Origin of the sequence: Microbacterium sp. NPDC090281, from assembly GCF_044769635.1 — a bacterium.
Lineage (GTDB): Bacteria > Actinomycetota > Actinomycetes > Actinomycetales > Microbacteriaceae > Microbacterium.
On sequence record NZ_JBIVYH010000002.1, the window covers coordinates 786,977 to 805,648 of the forward strand.

The window sequence follows — 18,672 nt, forward strand, 5'->3', positions numbered from 1 at the left end:
CAGTGCGATCGACATCAGTGCGACGACGCCTTGCGCTCGTCGGCGAGGATCGGCTCCCACTGCTTCTCGAGCTCGCGTTCCTCGGCGCTCGGCAGGAATCCGGCCGGCGCGAAGCGGCGCGAGGCCACGGGCGGATCCTCGGTGTTCTCGCCGCCACCGTTGCGGATGGCCTTGCTCGTGACGATCACGGCCATGACCATCACGATGATCGCGAGGGTCACGAAGATGATCGACAGCGTGCCCTGCACGGCGGTGTTGCGGATGACCGCATCGAGCACCTCCGGGTCGCCGAGCGAGGTGTCTCCGCTGTCGCGGGCGGCGACGTACTTGAAGTGGTTCGCCCAGTAGCCGATCGCCGGCACCGGCGAGGCGATCTTGTAGAGCGACGCCGTGATGGTGACGACCGCGGTGAACGCGAGCGGCAGAGCGATGATCCACAGCCACTTGAAGTAGCTCCGGCCGCGCTTGGCGACGATCGCCAGCACCACGGCGAGCGCGATCGCGGCGAGCAGCTGGTTCGCGATGCCGAACAGCGGGAAGAAGGTGTTGATGCCGCCCAGCGGGTCGGTGACACCGAGGATGAGGATCGCTCCCCAACCGGCCACCATGATCGCGGTGCAGATCCAGACGCCGGGGCGCCACGAGACGTCGCGGAACTTGGGGAACCAGGCTCCGATCGAGTCCTGCAGCATGAAGCGGGCGACACGCGTGCCGGCATCGACCGCGGTGAGGATGAACAGCGCCTCGAACATGATCGCGAAGTGGTACCAGAACGCCATGAGCGCCTGCCCGCCGAGTGCCTGCTGCATGATGTGCGCGAGGCCGAGCGCGAGTGTCGGAGCCCCACCCGTGCGCGACACGATCGACTCCTCGCCGACTGCGGCCGCCGTGCTCGTGAGCATCTCCGGTGTGAGGTTCACCCCCGTCAGCCCCAGCGAGTTCACGAAGGCCACCGCACCTTCGACCGTGCCCCCTGTCGCGGCAGCCGGTGCATTCATGGCGAAGTAGATGCCCTGGTCGATCGAGATCGCGGCGACGAGGGCCATGATCGCGACGAACGACTCCATGAGCATGCCGCCGTAGCCGATGAAGCGCGTCTGGCGCTCCTTCTCGATGAGCTTCGGCGTGGTCCCGGAGGCGATCAGTGCATGGAACCCGGAGAGCGCCCCGCACGCGATCGTCACGAACAGGAAGGGGAAGAGAGGACCTGCGAACACCGGGCCCATGCCGTTCTCGCCGAAGATGCTGACCGCCGGGACCGTGATCTCGGGGCGCACCAGGATGATGGCGCCGGCGAGCATGACGATCACGCCGATCTTCATGAAGGTCGAGAGGTAGTCGCGCGGGGCGAGCAGCAGCCAGACCGGGAGCACAGCAGCGATGAAGCCGTAGATGATGATGCCCCACGCGATGGTGGTGCGGTCGAGGTGGAAGATCGCCTGACCCCAGTCGGTGCCGGCGACCCAGCCGCCGCCGATGATGGCAGCCATCAGCAGCACGAAGCCGATGATCGAGACCTCGGTGACCTTGCCGGGACGGAGGTAGCGCAGGTAGACGCCCATGAAGAGCGCGATCGGGATGGTCATCGCGACCGAGAAGACACCCCAAGGGCTCTCGCCGAGTGCGTTGACCACGACGAGGGCGAGGATCGCGACGATGATGAGCATGATCAGCAGCGAGGCGATGATGGCCGCGGTGCCGCCGATCTTGCCGAGCTCCTGACGCGCCATCTGGCCGATCGTGCGTCCGCCACGGCGCATCGAGAAGAAGAGGACGGTGTAGTCCTGCACGGCCCCGGCGAGCACGACGCCCACGATGATCCAGATCGTGCCAGGCAGGTAGCCCATCTGCGCGGCGAGCACCGGACCGACGAGGGGTCCGGCACCGGCGATGGCCGCGAAGTGGTGACCGTAGAGCACGCGGCGGTCAGTGGGGACGTAGTCCTTGCCGTCTTGCTTGACCTCGGCGGGGGTGGCCCGGCGGTCGTCCGGCCGGGTGATGTACTTCTCGATCACCTTCGAGTAGAAGCGGTAGCCGATCAGGTACGTGCAGACCGCCGCGAACACGAACCAGATCGCGTTGACGGTCTCGCCGCGGACGATCGCGAGCATGGTCCAGGCGACGGCGCCCAGCAGGGCGATCGCGGCCCACAGGATGATCTTCGGCAGGGTCCAGCGGTTCGACTTCTCGTGGTGCTCCTCGGAGAGCGCGACGGAGGGGAGTCTCGGATCGGTGACGATGACGGGTTCGGTGCTGCCCGGTGCGGTCATGGGGGTCTCCTCGGGATACGCGACGTTGCGTTCCCCCACGTTAGGAAGCCGGCGCCGCGGGAAGGAGCCGAGAGAGGGGGTGCTGCGACGAGCGGCGCCGATCACGCGATGAACGGATGGGCGCACACAGCACAGCACCCCGCGGTCATGCGACCACGGGGTGCTGTGCTGTCGTGCTTCCGGGGCTACGGCCGCTTCTCCCCTCGGGGCGCCGGAGTCTCCGGTGCCGGCGTCTGAGGCGCGGGCGTGGCCGGCGCGCTCGACTCGGGTGCCGGAGTCTGGGGCGCCGGGGTCTCGGGTGCCGAGGTCTCCGGTGCCGGTGTCTCCGGTGCCGGGGTCTCGGGTGCCTTCGTCTCCGGTGCCTTCGCCTTCGGCACGTCGACCGTCAGGACGGTGCGGACGTCGGACTCGCCGTACTGCACGAGACCGAGGTAGCGGGTGCCGGCGGTCAAGCCGGTCCAGCTGAGGTCGAACGACGTCTGCTTGCCGCGGACGGCGGCGAGCGGGTTCGGCGTGGCGGTGAGCTCCCCCTCGCCGTCAGGCAGCACGTTGGCGTAGGTCATGTCCCACGTCATCGGACCCGTCGTCGAGTAGATGTTCGCCACCACGAGGTACGTACCCGCCGTCGGCGAGGGGATCGTGACCTGCTCGTCTGCCGAGCCGGTCGCCGAACGCCACCGCTGGTAGTACTGCAGGTCGTCCGGGCTCACCACGCGGTACACGGTGAGGTCGAGGTCGCTGCCCTTGTCGTCGGACGAATCGAGGTCGAACCGCGAGAGCGTCGTGCCCTCCGGAACGTTCACGATCCACGACACGTCCTTGTTCGCATCTCCCGACTTCTCGTCACCCGAGTGGCCCTCGACGGGGTTGTCCGCATCGGCGAGCAACTCGAACGGAGTCAGGCCCGAGAGCCCGAGCGCCAGGTCACCGGTGAGACCGGGGGTGATGTCCACCGACGTGCTGCCGTCGACACCGGTGCCCGTGACCTCTGCCGGAGCATCTGCCGTGACCGGGAACAGTGCGATCGGAGAACGCACCGTGTTCTTCGCGCTCGTCCACGTCAGCGAACCGGTGGCCCACGTCTCCACCGGGGCGCTGGCGTTGTCGAACGTCACCGTGAAGGTCTTCGTCTGACCGGGGCGGTCGAACTTGAGCTGCTGAGGGGTGACCTTGATGTTCACTCCCGGCACGGAGGCCTTGGCGGTGAAAGTGCCCTTCTCTGTCGAGGTGACCGAGCGGGTGACGGTCTGCGTGCTGGTCAGTGAGCCGATCGAGATCGAAGCCTGGTTCAGATCGCTGCCGTCGATCGGGTCGATGCCGGGGAAGTCCGACAGGCCCTTCCCGTCGAGGAACGCAGCCCAGTCCTTCACACCGTTGAGGTAGAGCAGACCCGGGTTCAGGTACCGCTTCGGGTCGACCTGACCCGCACCCTGCTCGAACGGGTTCGTATTCTTCGATCCGTCGGGCAGCACGGTGTCGTAGGCGGTGGTCATCATCGCCGACTTGATTTCGGCAGGTGTCGCCTTGGGGCGCTCGCCGAGGTAGAGAGCCGCGAGGCCCGCGACATGCGGCGACGCCATGGACGTGCCGGAGAGGATGCCGAAGGTCGGCTTCTCACCCGGGGCGTTCTCGGTCGCCGCGAGGATCGCGACACCGGGAGCCGCGACATCCGGCTTCATCACGTCACTGCCGTCCGCCAGCATCGGCCCGCGGCTCGAGAAGCCCGCGATCTGCGGCGTCGGGGTGGTCACGCCCGTGGTGTTCTCACCGACGAGGGTGATCGGACGATCCACACCGCCCTGCACGTAGGCGAGCACGGCCGCGCGGTGCACGGCGTTCAGGTGCACGGTCGGCACCGAGTGGAAGTCGTTGTCGAGCGAGTCGGCGCCACCGGGCACGTTCACGAGGACCATGCCCATACCGCCGGCGTCCTTGACCACCTGCGACTTCTCGGCACGAGCGTTGCCACCGCGATCGCAGACCACGATGTGTCCGGCGACCTTGGCCGGGTCGAGAGCGCCCGGCGTGCAGAGCTGCGGGTCGACTGCTCCGGCGGCCGCGGCATCCACCGCAGCGATCGACGGGCCGGTGACCTCCGTGCCGAACGGCACACTCACCGAAGCTCCGGCCTGCTGGAACCCGTCGAACTGCACGGTGCCCTCCCAGGTCGGGATGGTGGATGCGGCGACGGTCGTGTACCAGGGCGAAGCGTGGTCGGCCGTGACCGGGTCGGGGCCGTCGTTGCCCGCGCTGGTCGCGACGAAGACGCCGGCGGCTGCGGCGTTGAAGAACGCGAGGTCCTCCGGTGCCATCACGGTGCTGGCGGCTCCTCCACCGATGGAGTAGTTGATCACGTCGACGCCGTCAGCGACGGCCTGATCGATCGCGGCGATGAGGTCGCTCTGCGCGCAGACGTCGTCGGTGGTGACCGTCGTGTCAGGGCCGACGTAGCAAGCCTTGTAGGCCGAGATCTTCGCACCGGGCGCGACGCCCGAGATGGTCCCGAAGTCGACGTCTTCGATGGCCGCCTTGACCTTGAAGTTGCCGGCAGCGGTGCTCGCGGTGTGCGATCCGTGCCCGTCGCCGTCACGTGGTGAGAGGTAGTCGTACTGGAAGTCGAAGCCTGAGGCCTCGGCTCCGGAGTAGAAGTACTGTCCACCGATGAGCTTCGTGGAGTAGTCGCTCGCGTCCCAGTCCTGGCCTTCGACCATCGCGGCCTGGAATCGACTGCCGTCCGACTTGTCGAAGTAGACGTACGTGCCGTCAGTGTAGGGCTGGCCGCTCTTCTGCTTCTTCTGCTTCTTGAGCTTCTTGCCCTCGAATGAGGGGTGCTCGGGCGCGATCCCGGTGTCGATGACGCCCACCACGACGCCCTCACCGGCCTTCTCGACCCCTCCGGTCTGCTGCCAGACGCCGCCGCGTCCCTTGCGGTCATCGCCGAGTCCGAGGTAGTCGGTCGAGGTCTGTGCATCGGGGTGACGGATCTCATCCGGGTACACGCCGAGGACATCTTTCGAGGCCCGAAGCGCGTCGACCTGCTCGCCGCTGAGGTCGGCGCTGAACCCGTTCAGCGCGACCTGATAGGTCGTGTCCGGGGTGACGCCGAGATCACTGACGAGGTCGGTCTGCTCGGTCTGGAGGTGCTCCACATACCGCTGCGAGTCCTGCGACTGCGCCTCGAGCTGCTCGCCCTCTGCGGGTTTCGTCGCCTTCAGTCCCTTGACATCGCCTTCGTAGGTGGCGAGCGGATCCGCCTTCATGACCACGATGTAGTGACCTGGGGTGCCGGCGACGGGGACGGGAGTTGTCACCTCCTCCGTCGCTGCGTAGCCGGTGGTTGCCGTCGATGCGATGAACAGCGTAGCCAGGGTGGTGGCCGCTGCCATCCGGAGGGGTGTTCGACCCATGTGGTGCTCCCGATGATCACGGTGCAACCGCGTTGCTGCACCGCGGCCAACATAGCCCCGCCCTCGGCGCTCGACGCGAGATCTGGCCGATCGACCAATCGGCCTTCGCCGATCGGCCAGGGTTATCCACGGCCTGCCTCCCGATAGGTCGACAGTAAGCTGGAGAGGTGGCCCGTACCTCCATCCTGTCGACGCGAGTACTGCTCGTCTGCGCAGCGATCGGAGTCGCGACCGGAATCCTCGCGGGCATCGCCGGGTGGATCACTCCCGTCCTGTTGGCAAGCCCGCTGCTGTTCCTCTACGGACTCGTGCTCGGCTCGCACGTCCTGCCGGGGATCATCGCCCAAGAGGTGCTGCGCCTTCCCCTCGTCGCGCTGATCACGCACCTGTTCGCCGCCTTGATCGCAAGCGCCTTCAACCCGGCGTGGTCGCTGCGCTTCATCGGCACGGCTCTGCTGTTCGGCCTGATCCAGGAGGGCGTCGCTGCTCTCACCCGCTATCGCTCCTGGGGGCCGCTGCGCTTCTTCATCTCGGCGGCAGTGATCGGTGTTCTCGTCGCCGTCGTGGTGTTCTTCGCCGCCCACCTCGCGGTCATGCCGCTGTGGGCGCAGATCCTGTACCTCGCGATCTCGGTGCTCGGGCCGATCGCGTGGACCGCAGTGGGCCTCGCGATCGGCTCCGCACTCAGGCGTGCCGGCGTCGCCCGTCGGTAGTTGAATCTCACGCGTGGCGAATCAGGTAAGGCTCAGCTAAGTTAGACGGGTACGATCCGCCGACCCGGGACTCCGCCGTGCGCCCATCCGCGCCCCTGCTCCGCGTGCGTGAGCTCTCTCTCACCCACGCCGATGCCGCGCACCCCTCGCCTCGCGATGTGACGTTCGACATCGATGCCGGCGAGGTCGTTCTGCTGCTCGGGCCTTCCGGTTCCGGCAAGTCGACGCTCACTCTCGCGCTCAACGGGTTGATTCCGCACGCCCTGCCCGCGAGCATGGTCGGCACGGTCGAGGCCGGCGGCATCGACACGGCGAGCGCGCAGACGGCCACGCTGAGCACGCAGGTCGCGATGGTGTTCCAAGACCCGGATGCGCAGATCGTCACCGGCAGCATCTACGACGAGGTCGCGTTCGGCCCTGAGAACCTGCTGCTGTCGCTCGACGACGTCCAGGGTCGCGTCGAGGAGGCGCTGCGCCGGGTCGGACTCTGGGAACGACGAGACGAGAACCCCGACCACCTGTCCGGCGGCGGACGGCAGCGACTCGCGATCGCGTGCGCCCTCGCGATGGGCTCTCCGCTGATCGTGCTCGATGAGCCGACGGCCAACCTCGACCCCCAGGGCATCGACGACGTCTACGCCGCGCTCGCCGAGGTCGTCGCCACCGGCGACCGTGCCATCCTGCTCGTCGAGCACAACCTCGATGCGGCGATGGACTTCGTCACGCGGACGATCGTGCTCGACCGCGAGGGCCGAGTCGTCTTCGACGGACCAGCGGCCGAGGTGATCCGAGAGCACGCTGATGAGCTGGTCCGGATGGGGGTGTGGCTTCCGGCAGCGACGCTGGCGGCCCTCCGTCTTCGGGATCAGGGACTCTCCCTCGTGCCGTTGCCGCTGACGCCGCAGGAACTCGGCCATGCTCTCGAACAGGAAGATGTCTCGTCTCGCACCGCTCGCTCGACGCCCGAAGGCACCCCGTCGTCGGGCCGGGAACGCGACGACGAGACGAAAAGTGGCGAGCCGATCATCCGGGCCCGTGGGCTGATCGTCCGTCGGCGTCGCACCGAGATCCTGCACGGCATCGATCTCGACCTCGACGCCGGCAGTCTCACCGCGATCGTCGGCGCGAACGGTGCGGGGAAGACGACCCTGATCCAGGCACTCGCGGGCGTCGTACCGCCGCCACGTGGTCAGGTGTCCGTCGACGGCATCGACCCGGGAACGGCCTCGCCCCGCGACCTCGCCGCACGCATCGGTTTCGTCTTCCAGAACCCGGAGCATCAGTTCATCGCTCCGACCGTGTTCGACGAGCTCGCGCACGGTCTGCGGCTGCGTCATGTGCCGGATGCCGAGATCTCGACACGTGTCGACGAGATGCTCACCCGCTTCGGACTCGATCACAAGGCGGACGTGCATCCGTTCCTCCTTTCCGGCGGCGAGAAGCGACGCCTGTCGGTGGGCACGGCCCTGATCACCCGGCCGCGGGTGCTCGCCCTCGACGAACCCACGTTCGGGCAGGACCGCGCGAGGGCAGCCGAACTCCTCGACCTGCTGCGGAACCTGCGCGCCGAGGGCACGACGATCGTGATAGTCACCCACGACCTCCAGCTCGTCGCCGAACACACCACCCATGTCGTGGTGCTCGCCGACGGACGCGTGCGCGCGGTCGGCCCCACCGCCTCCCTGTTCCAGGACGAGCAGCTGTTCGCAGATGCGGGGCTGCGTCTGCCGGCACTGCAGCGAGTGCTGGCCTCCGCCGGGCTCGGGGTGACCTCATGACGGCCACCGTGTTCGACCCGTACGCACGGATGACGGTGACGTCGCGACGACAGTTCCTCTACTCCTTGAACCCACTCGCGAAGGTCGCCGGCTTCGTCCCGGCGATGCTGCTGCTCGTCTTCGTACGGGATCTGGCGACTCCGACGGCCTTCCTCGTGCTCGCCTACGCCCTGATCCTCGTCGGCGCGCGACTCACGGGGCGACTCCTCGCCCTGCTGCTTCTCGCGCTCCCGGCGGGGATGCTGCTGATCGGGGTGGGCTTCTCCCTGTGGGTCGATTCCGCGCTCGTCGATGACAGCAAACCGGTCGTGCAGATCGGCGACTGGACGATCTACAGCGGGGCTCTGCTGATCGGTTTCGCGACCGCACTGCGGCTCGGCTCGATCATCGCCCTCGCGCTCGTCGGCGGGCTCACCACCAGCGGGCCCGATCTCGTGCGGGCCAGCGTTCAGCAGCTGCGGGTGCCCTACCGCATCGGCTACACGGCACTCGCGGCATTCCGATTCGTGCCGCGGTTCGGGCACGAGCTCGCGGTGATCCGTGCGGCCCACCGCGTGCGCGGCTACCACGGCGGGCGCGGGCCCTTCGCGCGCATCGCCCGCGGGTGGGGGTACATCGTGCCGCTCCTCGCCGGAGCCATCCGGCATGCCGAACGCGTTGCTCTGGCGATGGACTCCCGCGCCTTCGGCGCCCACTCGACCCGCACCGAGCGGCATCTCGTTCCGTTCCGCACCCGGGACACCGTCTTCACCGTCGCGACGCTGCTGGCCTCCGCTGCCATCTTCGTCGCGTTCTTCCCCTGGCAGCTTCCCTGAAAGGCACCCGATGGCATTCAGCAAGATGGTCAAGCCCGAGACGACCGAGCTCATCCACCTGGTGGTGCTGCGCACGGAACGGCTGTCGGCGCACTGGATCAGGGTGACGCTCGGCGGTGGCGAGATCGAGAAGTTCCGGCCGATGGGGTTCGATCAATGGTTCCGACTGTTCCTGCCGATCGGCGGTGACGCGGGCCTGGATCGGGTGCCCGCGAAGGCGAACAAGATGTTCGGGTATCTGAAGTTCCTGCGCATCCCCGACGGCGAGCGGCCGGTGATGCGCAACTACAGCGTGCGCGCCTACCGTGCGGCGACCGCGGATGCCGGCGCCGAGATCGACGTGGACTTCGTGCTGCACGGCTCGGCAGCCGACGGCACGGCAGGTCCGGCGTCGCGGTGGGCCGAGACGTGCCAGCCCGGCGAGCACGTGCTCATCATCGATGAAGGGCTCACGTTCAATCCGCAGCGCGGCACTGACCGCGTCCTGCTGGTCGGCGACGAGACAGCGCTGCCGGCGATCGCCTCCATCTGCGCCTCGCTGCCCACGGATGCCGTCGGCAGCGTGATCATCGAGGTGCCGAGCGAAGAGGACGCGCTCGAGTTCGCGCATCCGTCCGGTATCGAGGTCGCGTGGATCGTGCGCCCTGACGACGTCGCGCCCGGCATCTTCGCGCTGGAGGTGCTGGGAGGCACCGAACTGCCGGATGCGCCCTTCCACGCGTATGCAGCGGGCGAGCAGGCACTGGCATCGGGCGTCCGCAAGCACCTCGTCGGCGAGCGCGGGGTGGACAAGAACGCCGTGAGCTTCTGCGGATACTGGAAGATCGGTGCGGCCTCCCCCGCGTCGAAGGCCGCTCGCGAGAGCGCAGCGGAGCCCCTCGCATGAGTGGGACGGATGCGCCGGCCCGGAAGCCCCGCACCGGCGGACGGTTCCGCTTCCCCACCGCGATCCTCCTGACCTGTGCGGCGCTCGGCGTGGCGGGCGGCCTGCTTCTCGCTCCCGCGAACTGGGTGTCGACGATCCTGTTTCCCGGACTGCCGTTCGTGAGCGTCGCGCTGGCCGGGCTCTGGCTGCTGCCCTCGGTCGTCGCTCTCCGGCTGCTGCGTCGACCGATGGTCGGAATGCTCGTCGGCCTGCTCGCCGGTCTCGTGATCGTTCCGTTCTCCGGCTATGGGTTCGGCAGCGTCGCGACCAACCTCTGGTGGGCGGCGTTCACCGAGCTCCCGTTCCTCTTCGTGCTGTGGCGGTACTGGGGCACCTGGATGCACTACGTCGGTGCCGTGGTCGTCGGCCTCGTGTACCCGGCGCTGGCCTGGGCCTCCTTCAATCTCGGCGACTTCACGCTCGCAGTCCAGGTGCTGTTCTTCGTCATCACGATGGCCAGCTGCGTCGGTGCCACGGCCCTCGGAATCCTGATCGCTGACCGCCTCCGGAAGGCCGGTGTCGGCGGACGCCGCTGACCTCTGAAGCCCCGTCGTCTCTTCAGAGCAGGATCGACGTCCTTCACACCGATGTCAGGCCGTCGAACGCCGCTTCTCAGGCCCTGACGTGCGTCGCGCTCAGGAGCCGAGGGGTGCTGCTCGCGCCGATAAACTGGCTATCGCCTCTCTCCAAGCGCACCGAACCCGTTCATCGCAAGGGTGCCATGACGAGCCAGCCGCAGCGAGCACCCGAGCGCTGTTCCAATCTCCTCGACTCCGCCCGGCTCATCTTTGCGTAGCACGTTGGGGGCGCCTGACATAAAAGCTCGAGGACCGAACTTCGCAACGCATCAAGGCGTAGGCGACTCTTGATCCATCCGAATTGGGCACGCACGGTCGCGGACCAAACGCCAAAGAGGGATTGAGCAGGCCACCAGAACCGCAGCGGCAAACAGCAGGCACGCGGTCGTTCCGAGAAAACTAATGAGAATCCCCGCCAATGTCGCTCCCAGGACCCCCGCGGCACCCGAGGCAAAGGACCTGATCGTCGAGGTCGCCCAGGCTCTACACGTACGCTCACGTTCGCATCGGATTGTCTCGTGACTTCAGAGTTCCATATCGGGGATTTCGCGAGGCGGCTACGGACGGCTCGGAGCGAACTCCGCGCAATCGACCATCTTTCGACCCAGCAGCCGAATCTCTCACTTGACGATGCCTATCTGATTCAGTCCGAGATTCGACGCCTAGATGTTGAAAGCGGAGCAGTGATTCGAGGGCACAAGATCGGGGCGACGAGCCTAGCGATTCAAGAGATGTTCAACATCTCCCACCCGGATTCTGGGTACATCACAGATCGAATGCTGCTCGCAGACGGTGACGAGCTCGAACTATCCTTGTTGATCTCGCCACTCCTCGAGGGGGAGATCGCTTTCATCATGGATGAAGACCTTGCCGGGCATCGCGTCGACGAAGGTGACGTCCTAGCAGCAGCTTCAACTGTTATGCCTGCGTTTGAGGTGCTTGATACCCGATTTCGAGATTGGGAGCTAACAATCGTGGACACAGTCGCAGACAATGCCTCATGCGCCTTGGTCGTTTGCGGTGCCCCCGTTTCACACCTGGGAATGGACCTCGCCTCGGTGCGCTTGGAGTTCGATACACCGGAAGAAAAGCTCACAGCGACAGGGGCGGTCGTCATGGGGCATCCCGCAGAGGCCGTGGCCCACCTGGTGAGGTTGCTCGCTGAGCGAGGCGAGGGGTTGAATGCCGGGGAAATCATACTTGCGGGTGCGTGGACGCGGGCTGTACCGATCGCCGAAGGGAGGACGTACAGAGCGGACTTCGGTGGGATCGGGAGTGTGTCCCTTCGAGTGAGCGATAACCAGGCGAACTGAGGTGCACACCTTACGGGGTTCCGTATTCGCGAACCAAAGCATCAAGGTACTCGGGGCAGCGTTTTTGTGCTGCAAGATCCCCGATCTGTCGGGCCGTCAGCAGGAACAGTCGATCGAACTCTTGAAGGTGGCTTTCGGTCGCAGTCAGACTAGCGGGGGTCGTCGGCCGGTGCACGGAGAGGAGAGTCTCGTTGAGTCGAGGCGCTTTGAAGAAGAAGCCAAGGTTTCCGTTCGAGACTTGGTACGCGGACAGCGCTTCAAGCGCTCCCGCTTGAACCCGAACCCCCGTTTCCTCCCACAACTCGATGGCAGCGTGGTTTTGCAGGAACTCTACGGAGATGTCGGCACCATCCGCGGGCGGCTCGACGACGCCGCCCGGAAACTGAATATTGTTTGGGGAGCTGGTCCAGCTGGCCATTCTCCCAGCCAAGAAACGTCCGTCGACGGCGGGTTGCATCACGCAAACGAAGATAGACGCGACAGGTGGGGCCCCCGGGAGATCGCGAAGAGTGCGATACCTATACGTTGCGCGGGACCAACGCACTTCCAGTGCATTCGACGTGTTAACGTCGCAACCTCCGAAGAGGGCGACAGGTCCGTCGAAAGCAGCCGGATTGCGCGCGACATGCCGATGCCACATTCGATCCATCGCATGTCGCATCTCGGCGGTGAGCTCAGGGGGCGGCACTTCTCGGAAGACGACTTGATGCGCGTTCAACGAGTAACTAGCGACATACCGTCCGGTCGGACTCATCCGCCCATCTTAGAGTCAGTAACTGAGTGTTAGCTTGAGCCAGATCCGACGAAGGGTGAGAATGCAATCTTTCAGTTTCGAGAAGGCCGTTGGTGCGGTCATAGATGAATACGCGGCGCTAGCGGAGCGCAGCTATGGGCACCCGGTACGTGATCTCACAGATCTGCGCGAGGTGGCAGACATACGAGTGGCTCTCCGTTCGGGGAGCGTGGTCGCTGGCGGGTTGGGGCTGCTCGTTCCCCAGTTCTTTGGTGGTTCCCCCGTTCTGAGCGCGTGCCTTGGCGCTGGGGCCGTTGCACCTGAGGAGCGGGGCGACAGGCTTGCGAGTCGGTTGGCGGGAGAGCGCGTGCAAGCTCTTCAAGATCAAGGAGCGGTCATTTCGTCGATGTGGACTGCATCCACCGGATATGCACGCTTTCTCGGGTGGGAGGCTCCAGTGGGAACACTTGCATGGTCGGTACCGGCTGAAGCGCTAAAGCGCTCGTTTGGCGCGGATGGCTCCGACCATGAGATCCGTTTTGGACTCACTGAAGCTGGGCGTGAACTCCAGCGGCTCATGGCCCGGCGGTGGAACGGACCTGTCGATCGCCCGTCATGGTGGATCGATTGGAAGCGTCGCAAGGCCAACCTGATGTACTACGAGTTCGTCGATCAGGGAGAAACAGTGGGCCTGCTCGGCTGCGTATGCGCAAGCACGAAGTTCACGGCATGGAGCTCTTTGTCGAAGATTTCTGGTGCGGATCTAGTCAAGTAGAGAGGGCGATGCTCGCCTTCCTCGGGGCTCACAGCACGCGGCTGCGCACAGTGCAGTTTCGACGCGCTTCGATGCCACCAGGAGGCTTCCCCGCTCGATACCTGCACCGTTTCGACGCGCAAGCGGAAGCATGGCATCCATGGATGCTTCGCCTGCTCTCGGTCAAAGGTGCGCTCGAGGCTCGAGGCTGGGGCGAGGAAGTCGCGCTCGTCACGCATGTGGGACTCCTCGAAAACGGCCGGACCCAGAACGTGTACATGATCGAGATCTCCTCAGGGCATGCACAGGTCACTCCATCACCGAAAGAGCCCGATGTTTGCCTGAGTCAGGGGCAATTGGCGGTCTGGTATGCCGGCGGTTATCGGTCCGCCAACAGCGCGCGCTCCGCCGGTGTTTACTCGCGAACCGAGCAGGCCCTCAGGGCCTTCGTAGCGGCAACATCAGCGTCCGAGCCGTGGATACCTGACCTCTTCTAATAGCGCTGACACGGGGCGCGCACGATCTGGCGCCCAACTGACCGCGCGTCATCAAGGCGGGACTTCGCCTCACGCAGCGCGGTCGTTCGCGACATACTCGATTTTCACCGCGCGAGCGCGACATTCGGAGAGTCGTTCCAGCCAATGTCGGGGAGACCAGCAAGTCGAAAACACTGAGCGGCACCGCGTAAGCGACCGTATCTGTGGCGGGAGCCGCATATGGCACGACCGTCATTGAGTATCGGCGAACAGCCCCATGACCTCGGGGCCCATCTCGACCTGACTCAGCACGATCCCGAAGGAGCCGTCGGGGTCGATCCAGAAGTCCGTACCCTGCCCACCCGACCAGCCGTGGCGGCCGGCGTGCTCCCCCTCGGTCTGAACCGCGACGCCGAAACCCCACCCCGTGCCCTCCCAGAATCCCGGGAAGAAGCTGTCATCGGTCTTCGCGGTGGACGGCACCTGGTCGGAGCGCAGCAGCGCGAGCAGCTCGGGGTCGACGATGACGTTCCCATCGTGCCGTCCTCCTGCGGCCAGCATCCCCGCGAAGGCGGCATAGTCGGCAGCGGTCGAGACGAGTTCCGAGTGGCTGAGGTCGAACGGAGCGGGCGCGACGGAGAAACCTCCGGCGGCCGGCTCGATCTCGACCAGCGTCCCGCCATCGTGGCGATAGGCGGCGGGCAGCCGGTGCGCCTGGTCGAGGGGCACCGTGTACCCGGTATCGACCATGCCGAGCGGGCCGAGGAGATCGCGTTGCAGGTGCTCCTCCAGCGCCCCGTCGACCACTCGCGAGAGCAGGATGCCGAGGATGCCGAAGGAGTGGTGGTATCGCCAGCCGGTGCCGGGTTCGAATGCGAGCGGCAACGCGGCGAGTGCGTCCAGCCACTCCTGAGCCCCCATCGCGACCGGCTCCTGTCCCGCGGCCGTCCGGTTCACGATCATCGCCTCCGCCAGCGGCGACGGGACGACCTGCACGCCGTACCCGGAGGTGTTGGTGAGCAGGTGCCGCAGCGTGATCGGCGTCGTTGCGGGCTCGACGTCATCGAGCGCGGCATCCGGCGAGCGCAGTACCCGGCGGTCGGCGATCTCCGGCAGCCACCTCTCCACGGGATCGTCGAGATCGAGGTGTCCGTCCTGCACGAGCCGAAGGGCGGCGACCGCGAGGATCGGCTTCGTCATCGACTGGATGCGCACGATCGCATCCGCCGGCAGGTCGCCGGACGTGACGACCTCGACCCTCCCGCCTGGAGCGCCGCGCACTCCGATGATGCCGGGTGCGGTGCCCTGCGCGACGTGGTCATCCAGGATCTGCGGGAGCGTGGGCGTCATGCCCTCGATTCAACCGGGCAGCAGCACCGCTGTCCAGGCCTCGATGGCGATCGGGCAGAGACGAGAGGAGGCCCAGGAAATGCATCCGGGGCCTCCTCGAGAGCAGAGCGTCAGCGCTTGCCGGCGATCTGACGGCCGACGAGATCGCGCATGATCTCGTTCGTGCCGCCGTAGATGCGGTGCACCCGAGCATCGGTGAACGCGCGGGCGATCGGGTACTCCATGATGTAGCCATAGCCACCGTGCAGCTGCACGCCCACGTCGAGCACCTCCCACTCGCGCTCGGTGGCCCAGAACTTGACCTTCGCGGCGTCTTCGGCAGTGAGCGTGCTGTTCTTGTAGGCGAGCAGCGCGCGGTCGATGTATGCCCACATCGCATCAGTGGTCGCCGCCATGTCGGCGAGCCGGAAGCGGGTGTTCTGGAAGTCGGCGATGCGCTCGCCGAACGCCTCGCGGTCCTTCGTGTAGGCGACTGTCCAGTCGAAAGCGGCCTGCGCGGCTGCGGCTGCGGCGACACCGATCGAGAGACGTTCGAGCGGCAGGTTCAGCATCAACTGGATGAAACCCTGACCCTCCTTGCCGCTGATGAGGTTCTCGTCGGGGACGAACACGTCGGTGAAGCTGAGCTCGGCCGTGTCCCAGCCGTGGAAGCCCATCTTGCTGAGCTTCTTGCCCTGGTCGAAGCCCTCCATGCCCTTCTCGACGAGCAGCAGGCTGAACGCGTCTGGACGGTTGCCCTCACCGGTCTTGACGAAGGTCACCACGACGTCGGCGGTCGTGCCCGAGGAGATGAACGTCTTCGCGCCGTTGAGGATGTAGCCGCCGTCGACCTTCTTGGCGTTGGTCTTGATGCCACGCAGATCAGACCCCGCGCCCGGGTCGGTCATGGCGAGCGCGCCGAGCACTTCGCCCGTGGCCATGCGAGGCAGCCACTTCTCCTTCTGCTCCTGCGTCCCCATGTGCACGAGGTAGGGCACGGCCAGGTCGTCCTGGATGCCGAAGGCACCGGCCAGCGAACCGGCCCCTGCGGCGATGACCTCTTCCATCACGATCGTGCGGAAGCGGTAGTCCTGCAGCATCCCGGCGCCACCGAACTCCTCGGGGACCGACAGTCCGATCAGACCCGACTCGCCGGCAGCCAGCATGGTCGCCCGGTCGATCTCACCCGCGGCATCCCACCGCTCGATCGCCTCGCCCGTCACGTGGCGCTTGACGAAGTCCTTGACCAGGTCTCGGAATGCCTCGTGATCCTCGTCGTAGATGTCGCGTTCCATGCCGTCCTCCTGAACGTCTCATGCATCATTGCTCCGGCGATTCTACGTCGCCGGAGAGGGAGGGGACAGGACGTTGTGAGAATGCATCCCATAATCCGTGACACTGGGTACCGCGGTTGTCGGATGCCGCAACCGGGGCGTTCCTCCCCCCGATTCAGTGCGAGTAATCGGGGGCGGCAGGCAGCGCGAAAAACTCCTCGAGCGTGTGGAATCCGCCCTCGTGATACGCCGCGGCGAGGTCGACTCCGACGTAGCGGAGGTGCCACGGCTCCGGCGCGTAGCCCGTGACCGGAGTGCCGACCTGCTCGTAGCGCACGATGAATCCGTACTCCCAGGCGTGAGCTGCGACCCAATCGCTCTGCGCCGTCCCACCGAAGCCGTCGAGGCCCCCGCAGCCCGTGCCGCACGCCACCACATCGAGCGCGAGACCCGTCTGATGCTCGCTGTGACCGGGACGCGCGGAGCCCGCATCCGCATCCGCCTGCCCCTGCGAGCGCACGTGGGAGCCGTAGGTCGTGACCTGCAGTCCGTAGGAGCGGTAGCCGTTGTTCGCGCCGATCCGTCCCACGCCGGCAGCAGCCGCAGCATCCGCCATCTGACCGACGGCACCGGCGACATCGGAGCGCACCCGCCCCGACGGTGTCGTCAGCTGCAACGGTATCGAGGCGAGGTTCGCCGGTTCGTACTCGGGCGGGTTCAACGGCAGCGATTTGTTCACCACGACCCAGAGGCGCGCAGGATCAGTGAGCGAGATACAGGGAGCATTCCCCGCGACGACCGCGTCGCGGAAAGCCGCACCGCCGCCGAAGCCCGCGATCGTGCCCGCATCGTCACCGTTCGCGATCGCCTGCTGCACCGACGGCTCGGCGCACGGGTCGGCCGCGGTCGTCGCAGCGACCTTGACCGACGGCACCTGCATGACGGCTACGGGCACGGGCATGGGATCGGCACCCGGAGAGGGCATCGGACCGGACCCGATCGAGAGCAGGATCCCTACGGCGGTCAGGGCGACGCCGATCGGCAATGCGGGCCCGCGGATCGGGGACCGCGGAGCCGCATGCTGAGCGTGCGGCAGGAAGGGCATTGGTCCATCTTCTCATTCGAAGATAAGTAGCAGTCTCGCTTGCGTTAAGATCGTCCTTCTGTTCGAATGGTCGAGTGAGGTGGCAAGGACAGAAGCTCGGAGAGACAGACACGGCGGCACTGCCCGGTCTGGAAGATCGGTCGAGCGTGCTGCGCTCGGTGACGACCCCCGAGTTCGCGGGCATGACGTTCCACGAGGTGCTGTCGAAGTCGGCGCTGAATCATGTTCCCGGCGCCTCCCGCATGCCGTTCGCGTGGACGATCAACCCCTACCGTGGGTGCTCGCATGCCTGCGTCTACTGCTTCGCCCGCGGCACGCACGAGTACCTCGACCTCGACGGCGGGTCCGACTTCGACTCGCAGATCGTCGTGAAGGTGAACGTCGTCGAAGTACTCGAACGCGAGCTGCGCAAGGGCAGCTGGGAGCACGAGACCGTGGCGTTGGGCACGAACACCGATCCGTATCAGCGGGCCGAGGGGCGCTACAAGCTCATGCCCGGCATCATCGAGACGCTCGCGGCATCCGGCACCCCGATCTCGATCCTCACGAAGGGCACGCTGATCCGCCGAGACATCCCGCTGCTCGTGAAGGCCGCGAAGCGGGTGCCGATCGATGTGCAGATGTCGATCGCGATGTACGACGATGAACTGCAGAAGGCGATCGAGCCCGGGGCGCCGACGACGCAGGCCCGGCTCGACACCGTGCGGGCACTGGCCGATGCCGGATTCCCCGCGACGGTGTTCCTCATGCCGATCATGCCGCACATGACCGACTCGCTCGCCGCGATCGACAGCGCCCTCGTTCGCATCAAAGAGGCGGGGGCGCGCAACGTCATCTACGGAGCCCTGCACCTGCGACCGGGTGTGAAGCCGTGGTTCTTCCAATGGCTCGACGCGAATCGCCCCGACCTCGTCTCGTCGTACCGGGGGCTGTATCCGGGGGCTTCGGCCGAGGCACCCAAGGGGTACCGCCAGTGGCTCGCCAAGCGGACCCGCCCGCTCATCCGCACGCACGGACTGGATGGCCGCCACGAAGATGATTACTCCCGCCGCGGGTTCCGACCGGGGCAGGGCCACGTGCAGACGAGTGCCGCGACCGCAGCAGCGGCGGCAGCAGCGGTGAGATTCACACCCAGTGCCCGAGCCGAGGCACCGCCCGCGCAGCCGATGCTCTTCTGACCGGACGGTCGGGCTCCCCTCCCG

Annotated in this window: 16 protein-coding genes; 9 read left to right on the forward strand and 7 right to left on the reverse strand. The window is 66.5% G+C overall.

Going from position 1 to position 18,672, the window contains the following annotated elements:
* Nucleotides 1-14: 14 nt before the first annotated feature.
* Both ACIQTX_RS17915 and ACIQTX_RS17920 read right to left on the reverse strand, forming a co-directional pair.
* Nucleotides 15-2,270 carry a carbon starvation CstA family protein gene (locus tag ACIQTX_RS17915; RefSeq protein ID WP_402974732.1) on the reverse strand — a complete coding sequence of 752 codons (2,256 nt, stop codon included), beginning with the start codon at nt 2,268-2,270 and terminating at the stop codon, nt 15-17.
* 185 nt (nt 2,271-2,455) lie between these two features.
* Nucleotides 2,456-5,677, reverse strand: coding sequence for a S8 family serine peptidase (locus tag ACIQTX_RS17920; protein ID WP_402974735.1), 3,222 nt, complete (start codon nt 5,675-5,677; stop codon nt 2,456-2,458).
* A gap of 167 nt (nt 5,678-5,844) precedes the next feature.
* Between ACIQTX_RS17920 and ACIQTX_RS17925 the strand changes: the two genes are divergently transcribed.
* The 5 genes from ACIQTX_RS17925 to ACIQTX_RS17945 all read left to right on the forward strand — a co-directional run bounded on the left by ACIQTX_RS17925 (nt 5,845) and on the right by ACIQTX_RS17945 (nt 10,444).
* Nucleotides 5,845-6,390, forward strand: a complete 546-nt coding sequence (locus ACIQTX_RS17925; protein ID WP_402974738.1) for an ECF transporter S component — start codon at nt 5,845-5,847, stop codon at nt 6,388-6,390.
* A gap of 77 nt (nt 6,391-6,467) precedes the next feature.
* Nucleotides 6,468-8,168: an ABC transporter ATP-binding protein gene (locus ACIQTX_RS17930; RefSeq protein WP_402974741.1), complete on the forward strand. Its 1,701-nt coding sequence runs from the start codon at nt 6,468-6,470 to the stop codon at nt 8,166-8,168.
* Entirely contained in the window at nt 8,165-8,983 is an 819-nt protein-coding gene (locus ACIQTX_RS17935; RefSeq protein WP_402974743.1) for an energy-coupling factor transporter transmembrane component T, read from the forward strand. Before ACIQTX_RS17930 ends, ACIQTX_RS17935 begins: the two co-directional genes overlap by 4 nt.
* A gap of 10 nt (nt 8,984-8,993) precedes the next feature.
* The gene (locus tag ACIQTX_RS17940) at nt 8,994-9,869 is read left to right on the forward strand and encodes a siderophore-interacting protein (protein WP_402974746.1); all 876 of its coding nucleotides are present in this window, start codon (nt 8,994-8,996) and stop codon (nt 9,867-9,869) included.
* Entirely contained in the window at nt 9,866-10,444 is a 579-nt protein-coding gene (locus tag ACIQTX_RS17945; RefSeq protein ID WP_402974748.1) for an ECF transporter S component, read from the forward strand. Before ACIQTX_RS17940 ends, ACIQTX_RS17945 begins: the two co-directional genes overlap by 4 nt.
* Before the next feature lie 311 nt (nt 10,445-10,755).
* Here the strand turns inward: ACIQTX_RS17945 and ACIQTX_RS17950 are convergent, their stop codons facing one another.
* On the reverse strand, nt 10,756-10,998 hold the full coding sequence (locus ACIQTX_RS17950) for a DNA translocase FtsK 4TM domain-containing protein (RefSeq protein ID WP_402975583.1): 243 nt from the start codon (nt 10,996-10,998) through the stop codon (nt 10,756-10,758).
* Nucleotides 10,999-11,004: 6 nt separating this feature from the next.
* On the opposite strand from ACIQTX_RS17950, the gene ACIQTX_RS17955 reads away from it, so the two are divergent.
* Nucleotides 11,005-11,799, forward strand: a complete 795-nt coding sequence (locus ACIQTX_RS17955; protein WP_402974751.1) for a 2-keto-4-pentenoate hydratase — start codon at nt 11,005-11,007, stop codon at nt 11,797-11,799.
* A 10-nt stretch (nt 11,800-11,809) separates the two neighbouring features.
* Here the strand turns inward: ACIQTX_RS17955 and ACIQTX_RS17960 are convergent, their stop codons facing one another.
* Nucleotides 11,810-12,217 carry a hypothetical protein gene (locus ACIQTX_RS17960; protein WP_402974754.1) on the reverse strand — a complete coding sequence of 136 codons (408 nt, stop codon included), beginning with the start codon at nt 12,215-12,217 and terminating at the stop codon, nt 11,810-11,812.
* Nucleotides 12,218-12,614: 397 nt separating this feature from the next.
* Between ACIQTX_RS17960 and ACIQTX_RS17965 the strand changes: the two genes are divergently transcribed.
* Both ACIQTX_RS17965 and ACIQTX_RS17970 read left to right on the forward strand, forming a co-directional pair.
* Nucleotides 12,615-13,307, forward strand: a complete 693-nt coding sequence (locus ACIQTX_RS17965; protein WP_402974757.1) for a GNAT family N-acetyltransferase — start codon at nt 12,615-12,617, stop codon at nt 13,305-13,307.
* The gene (locus ACIQTX_RS17970) at nt 13,238-13,783 is read left to right on the forward strand and encodes a sterol carrier protein domain-containing protein (protein ID WP_402974760.1); all 546 of its coding nucleotides are present in this window, start codon (nt 13,238-13,240) and stop codon (nt 13,781-13,783) included. Before ACIQTX_RS17965 ends, ACIQTX_RS17970 begins: the two co-directional genes overlap by 70 nt.
* Nucleotides 13,784-14,014: 231 nt before the next feature.
* On the opposite strand, the gene ACIQTX_RS17975 is transcribed toward ACIQTX_RS17970, so the two are convergent.
* The 3 genes from ACIQTX_RS17975 to ACIQTX_RS17985 all read right to left on the reverse strand — a co-directional run bounded on the left by ACIQTX_RS17975 (nt 14,015) and on the right by ACIQTX_RS17985 (nt 17,470).
* Nucleotides 14,015-15,112: a serine hydrolase domain-containing protein gene (locus ACIQTX_RS17975; protein ID WP_402974763.1), complete on the reverse strand. Its 1,098-nt coding sequence runs from the start codon at nt 15,110-15,112 to the stop codon at nt 14,015-14,017.
* A gap of 110 nt (nt 15,113-15,222) precedes the next feature.
* Nucleotides 15,223-16,386: an acyl-CoA dehydrogenase family protein gene (locus ACIQTX_RS17980; protein ID WP_402974766.1), complete on the reverse strand. Its 1,164-nt coding sequence runs from the start codon at nt 16,384-16,386 to the stop codon at nt 15,223-15,225.
* Between the two features lie 154 nt (nt 16,387-16,540).
* Nucleotides 16,541-17,470 carry a M15 family metallopeptidase gene (locus tag ACIQTX_RS17985; protein WP_402974769.1) on the reverse strand — a complete coding sequence of 310 codons (930 nt, stop codon included), beginning with the start codon at nt 17,468-17,470 and terminating at the stop codon, nt 16,541-16,543.
* Nucleotides 17,471-17,544: 74 nt separating this feature from the next.
* Here ACIQTX_RS17985 and ACIQTX_RS17990 point away from each other — a divergent pair, with 74 nt between their 5' ends.
* Nucleotides 17,545-18,648 carry an Rv2578c family radical SAM protein gene (locus tag ACIQTX_RS17990; RefSeq protein ID WP_402974772.1) on the forward strand — a complete coding sequence of 368 codons (1,104 nt, stop codon included), beginning with the start codon at nt 17,545-17,547 and terminating at the stop codon, nt 18,646-18,648.
* Nucleotides 18,649-18,672: the final 24 nt, after the last annotated feature.

What these genes read in the sequence shown, in the direction of transcription:
- ACIQTX_RS17965 (WP_402974757.1), top strand. Translation starts at nt 12,615, where the DNA reads ATGCAATCTTTCAGTTTCGAGAAGGCCGTTGGTGCGGTCATAGATGAA.
- ACIQTX_RS17915 (WP_402974732.1), bottom strand. Translation starts at nt 2,270, where the DNA reads ATGACCGCACCGGGCAGCACCGAACCCGTCATCGTCACCGATCCGAGA.
- ACIQTX_RS17940 (WP_402974746.1), top strand. Translation starts at nt 8,994, where the DNA reads ATGGCATTCAGCAAGATGGTCAAGCCCGAGACGACCGAGCTCATCCAC.
- ACIQTX_RS17945 (WP_402974748.1), top strand. Translation starts at nt 9,866, where the DNA reads ATGAGTGGGACGGATGCGCCGGCCCGGAAGCCCCGCACCGGCGGACGG.
- ACIQTX_RS17985 (WP_402974769.1), bottom strand. Translation starts at nt 17,470, where the DNA reads ATGCCCTTCCTGCCGCACGCTCAGCATGCGGCTCCGCGGTCCCCGATC.
- ACIQTX_RS17935 (WP_402974743.1), top strand. Translation starts at nt 8,165, where the DNA reads ATGACGGCCACCGTGTTCGACCCGTACGCACGGATGACGGTGACGTCG.
- ACIQTX_RS17970 (WP_402974760.1), top strand. Translation starts at nt 13,238, where the DNA reads ATGCGCAAGCACGAAGTTCACGGCATGGAGCTCTTTGTCGAAGATTTC.
- ACIQTX_RS17980 (WP_402974766.1), bottom strand. Translation starts at nt 16,386, where the DNA reads ATGGAACGCGACATCTACGACGAGGATCACGAGGCATTCCGAGACCTG.
- ACIQTX_RS17975 (WP_402974763.1), bottom strand. Translation starts at nt 15,112, where the DNA reads ATGACGCCCACGCTCCCGCAGATCCTGGATGACCACGTCGCGCAGGGC.
- ACIQTX_RS17920 (WP_402974735.1), bottom strand. Translation starts at nt 5,677, where the DNA reads ATGGGTCGAACACCCCTCCGGATGGCAGCGGCCACCACCCTGGCTACG.
- ACIQTX_RS17960 (WP_402974754.1), bottom strand. Translation starts at nt 12,217, where the DNA reads ATGGCCAGCTGGACCAGCTCCCCAAACAATATTCAGTTTCCGGGCGGC.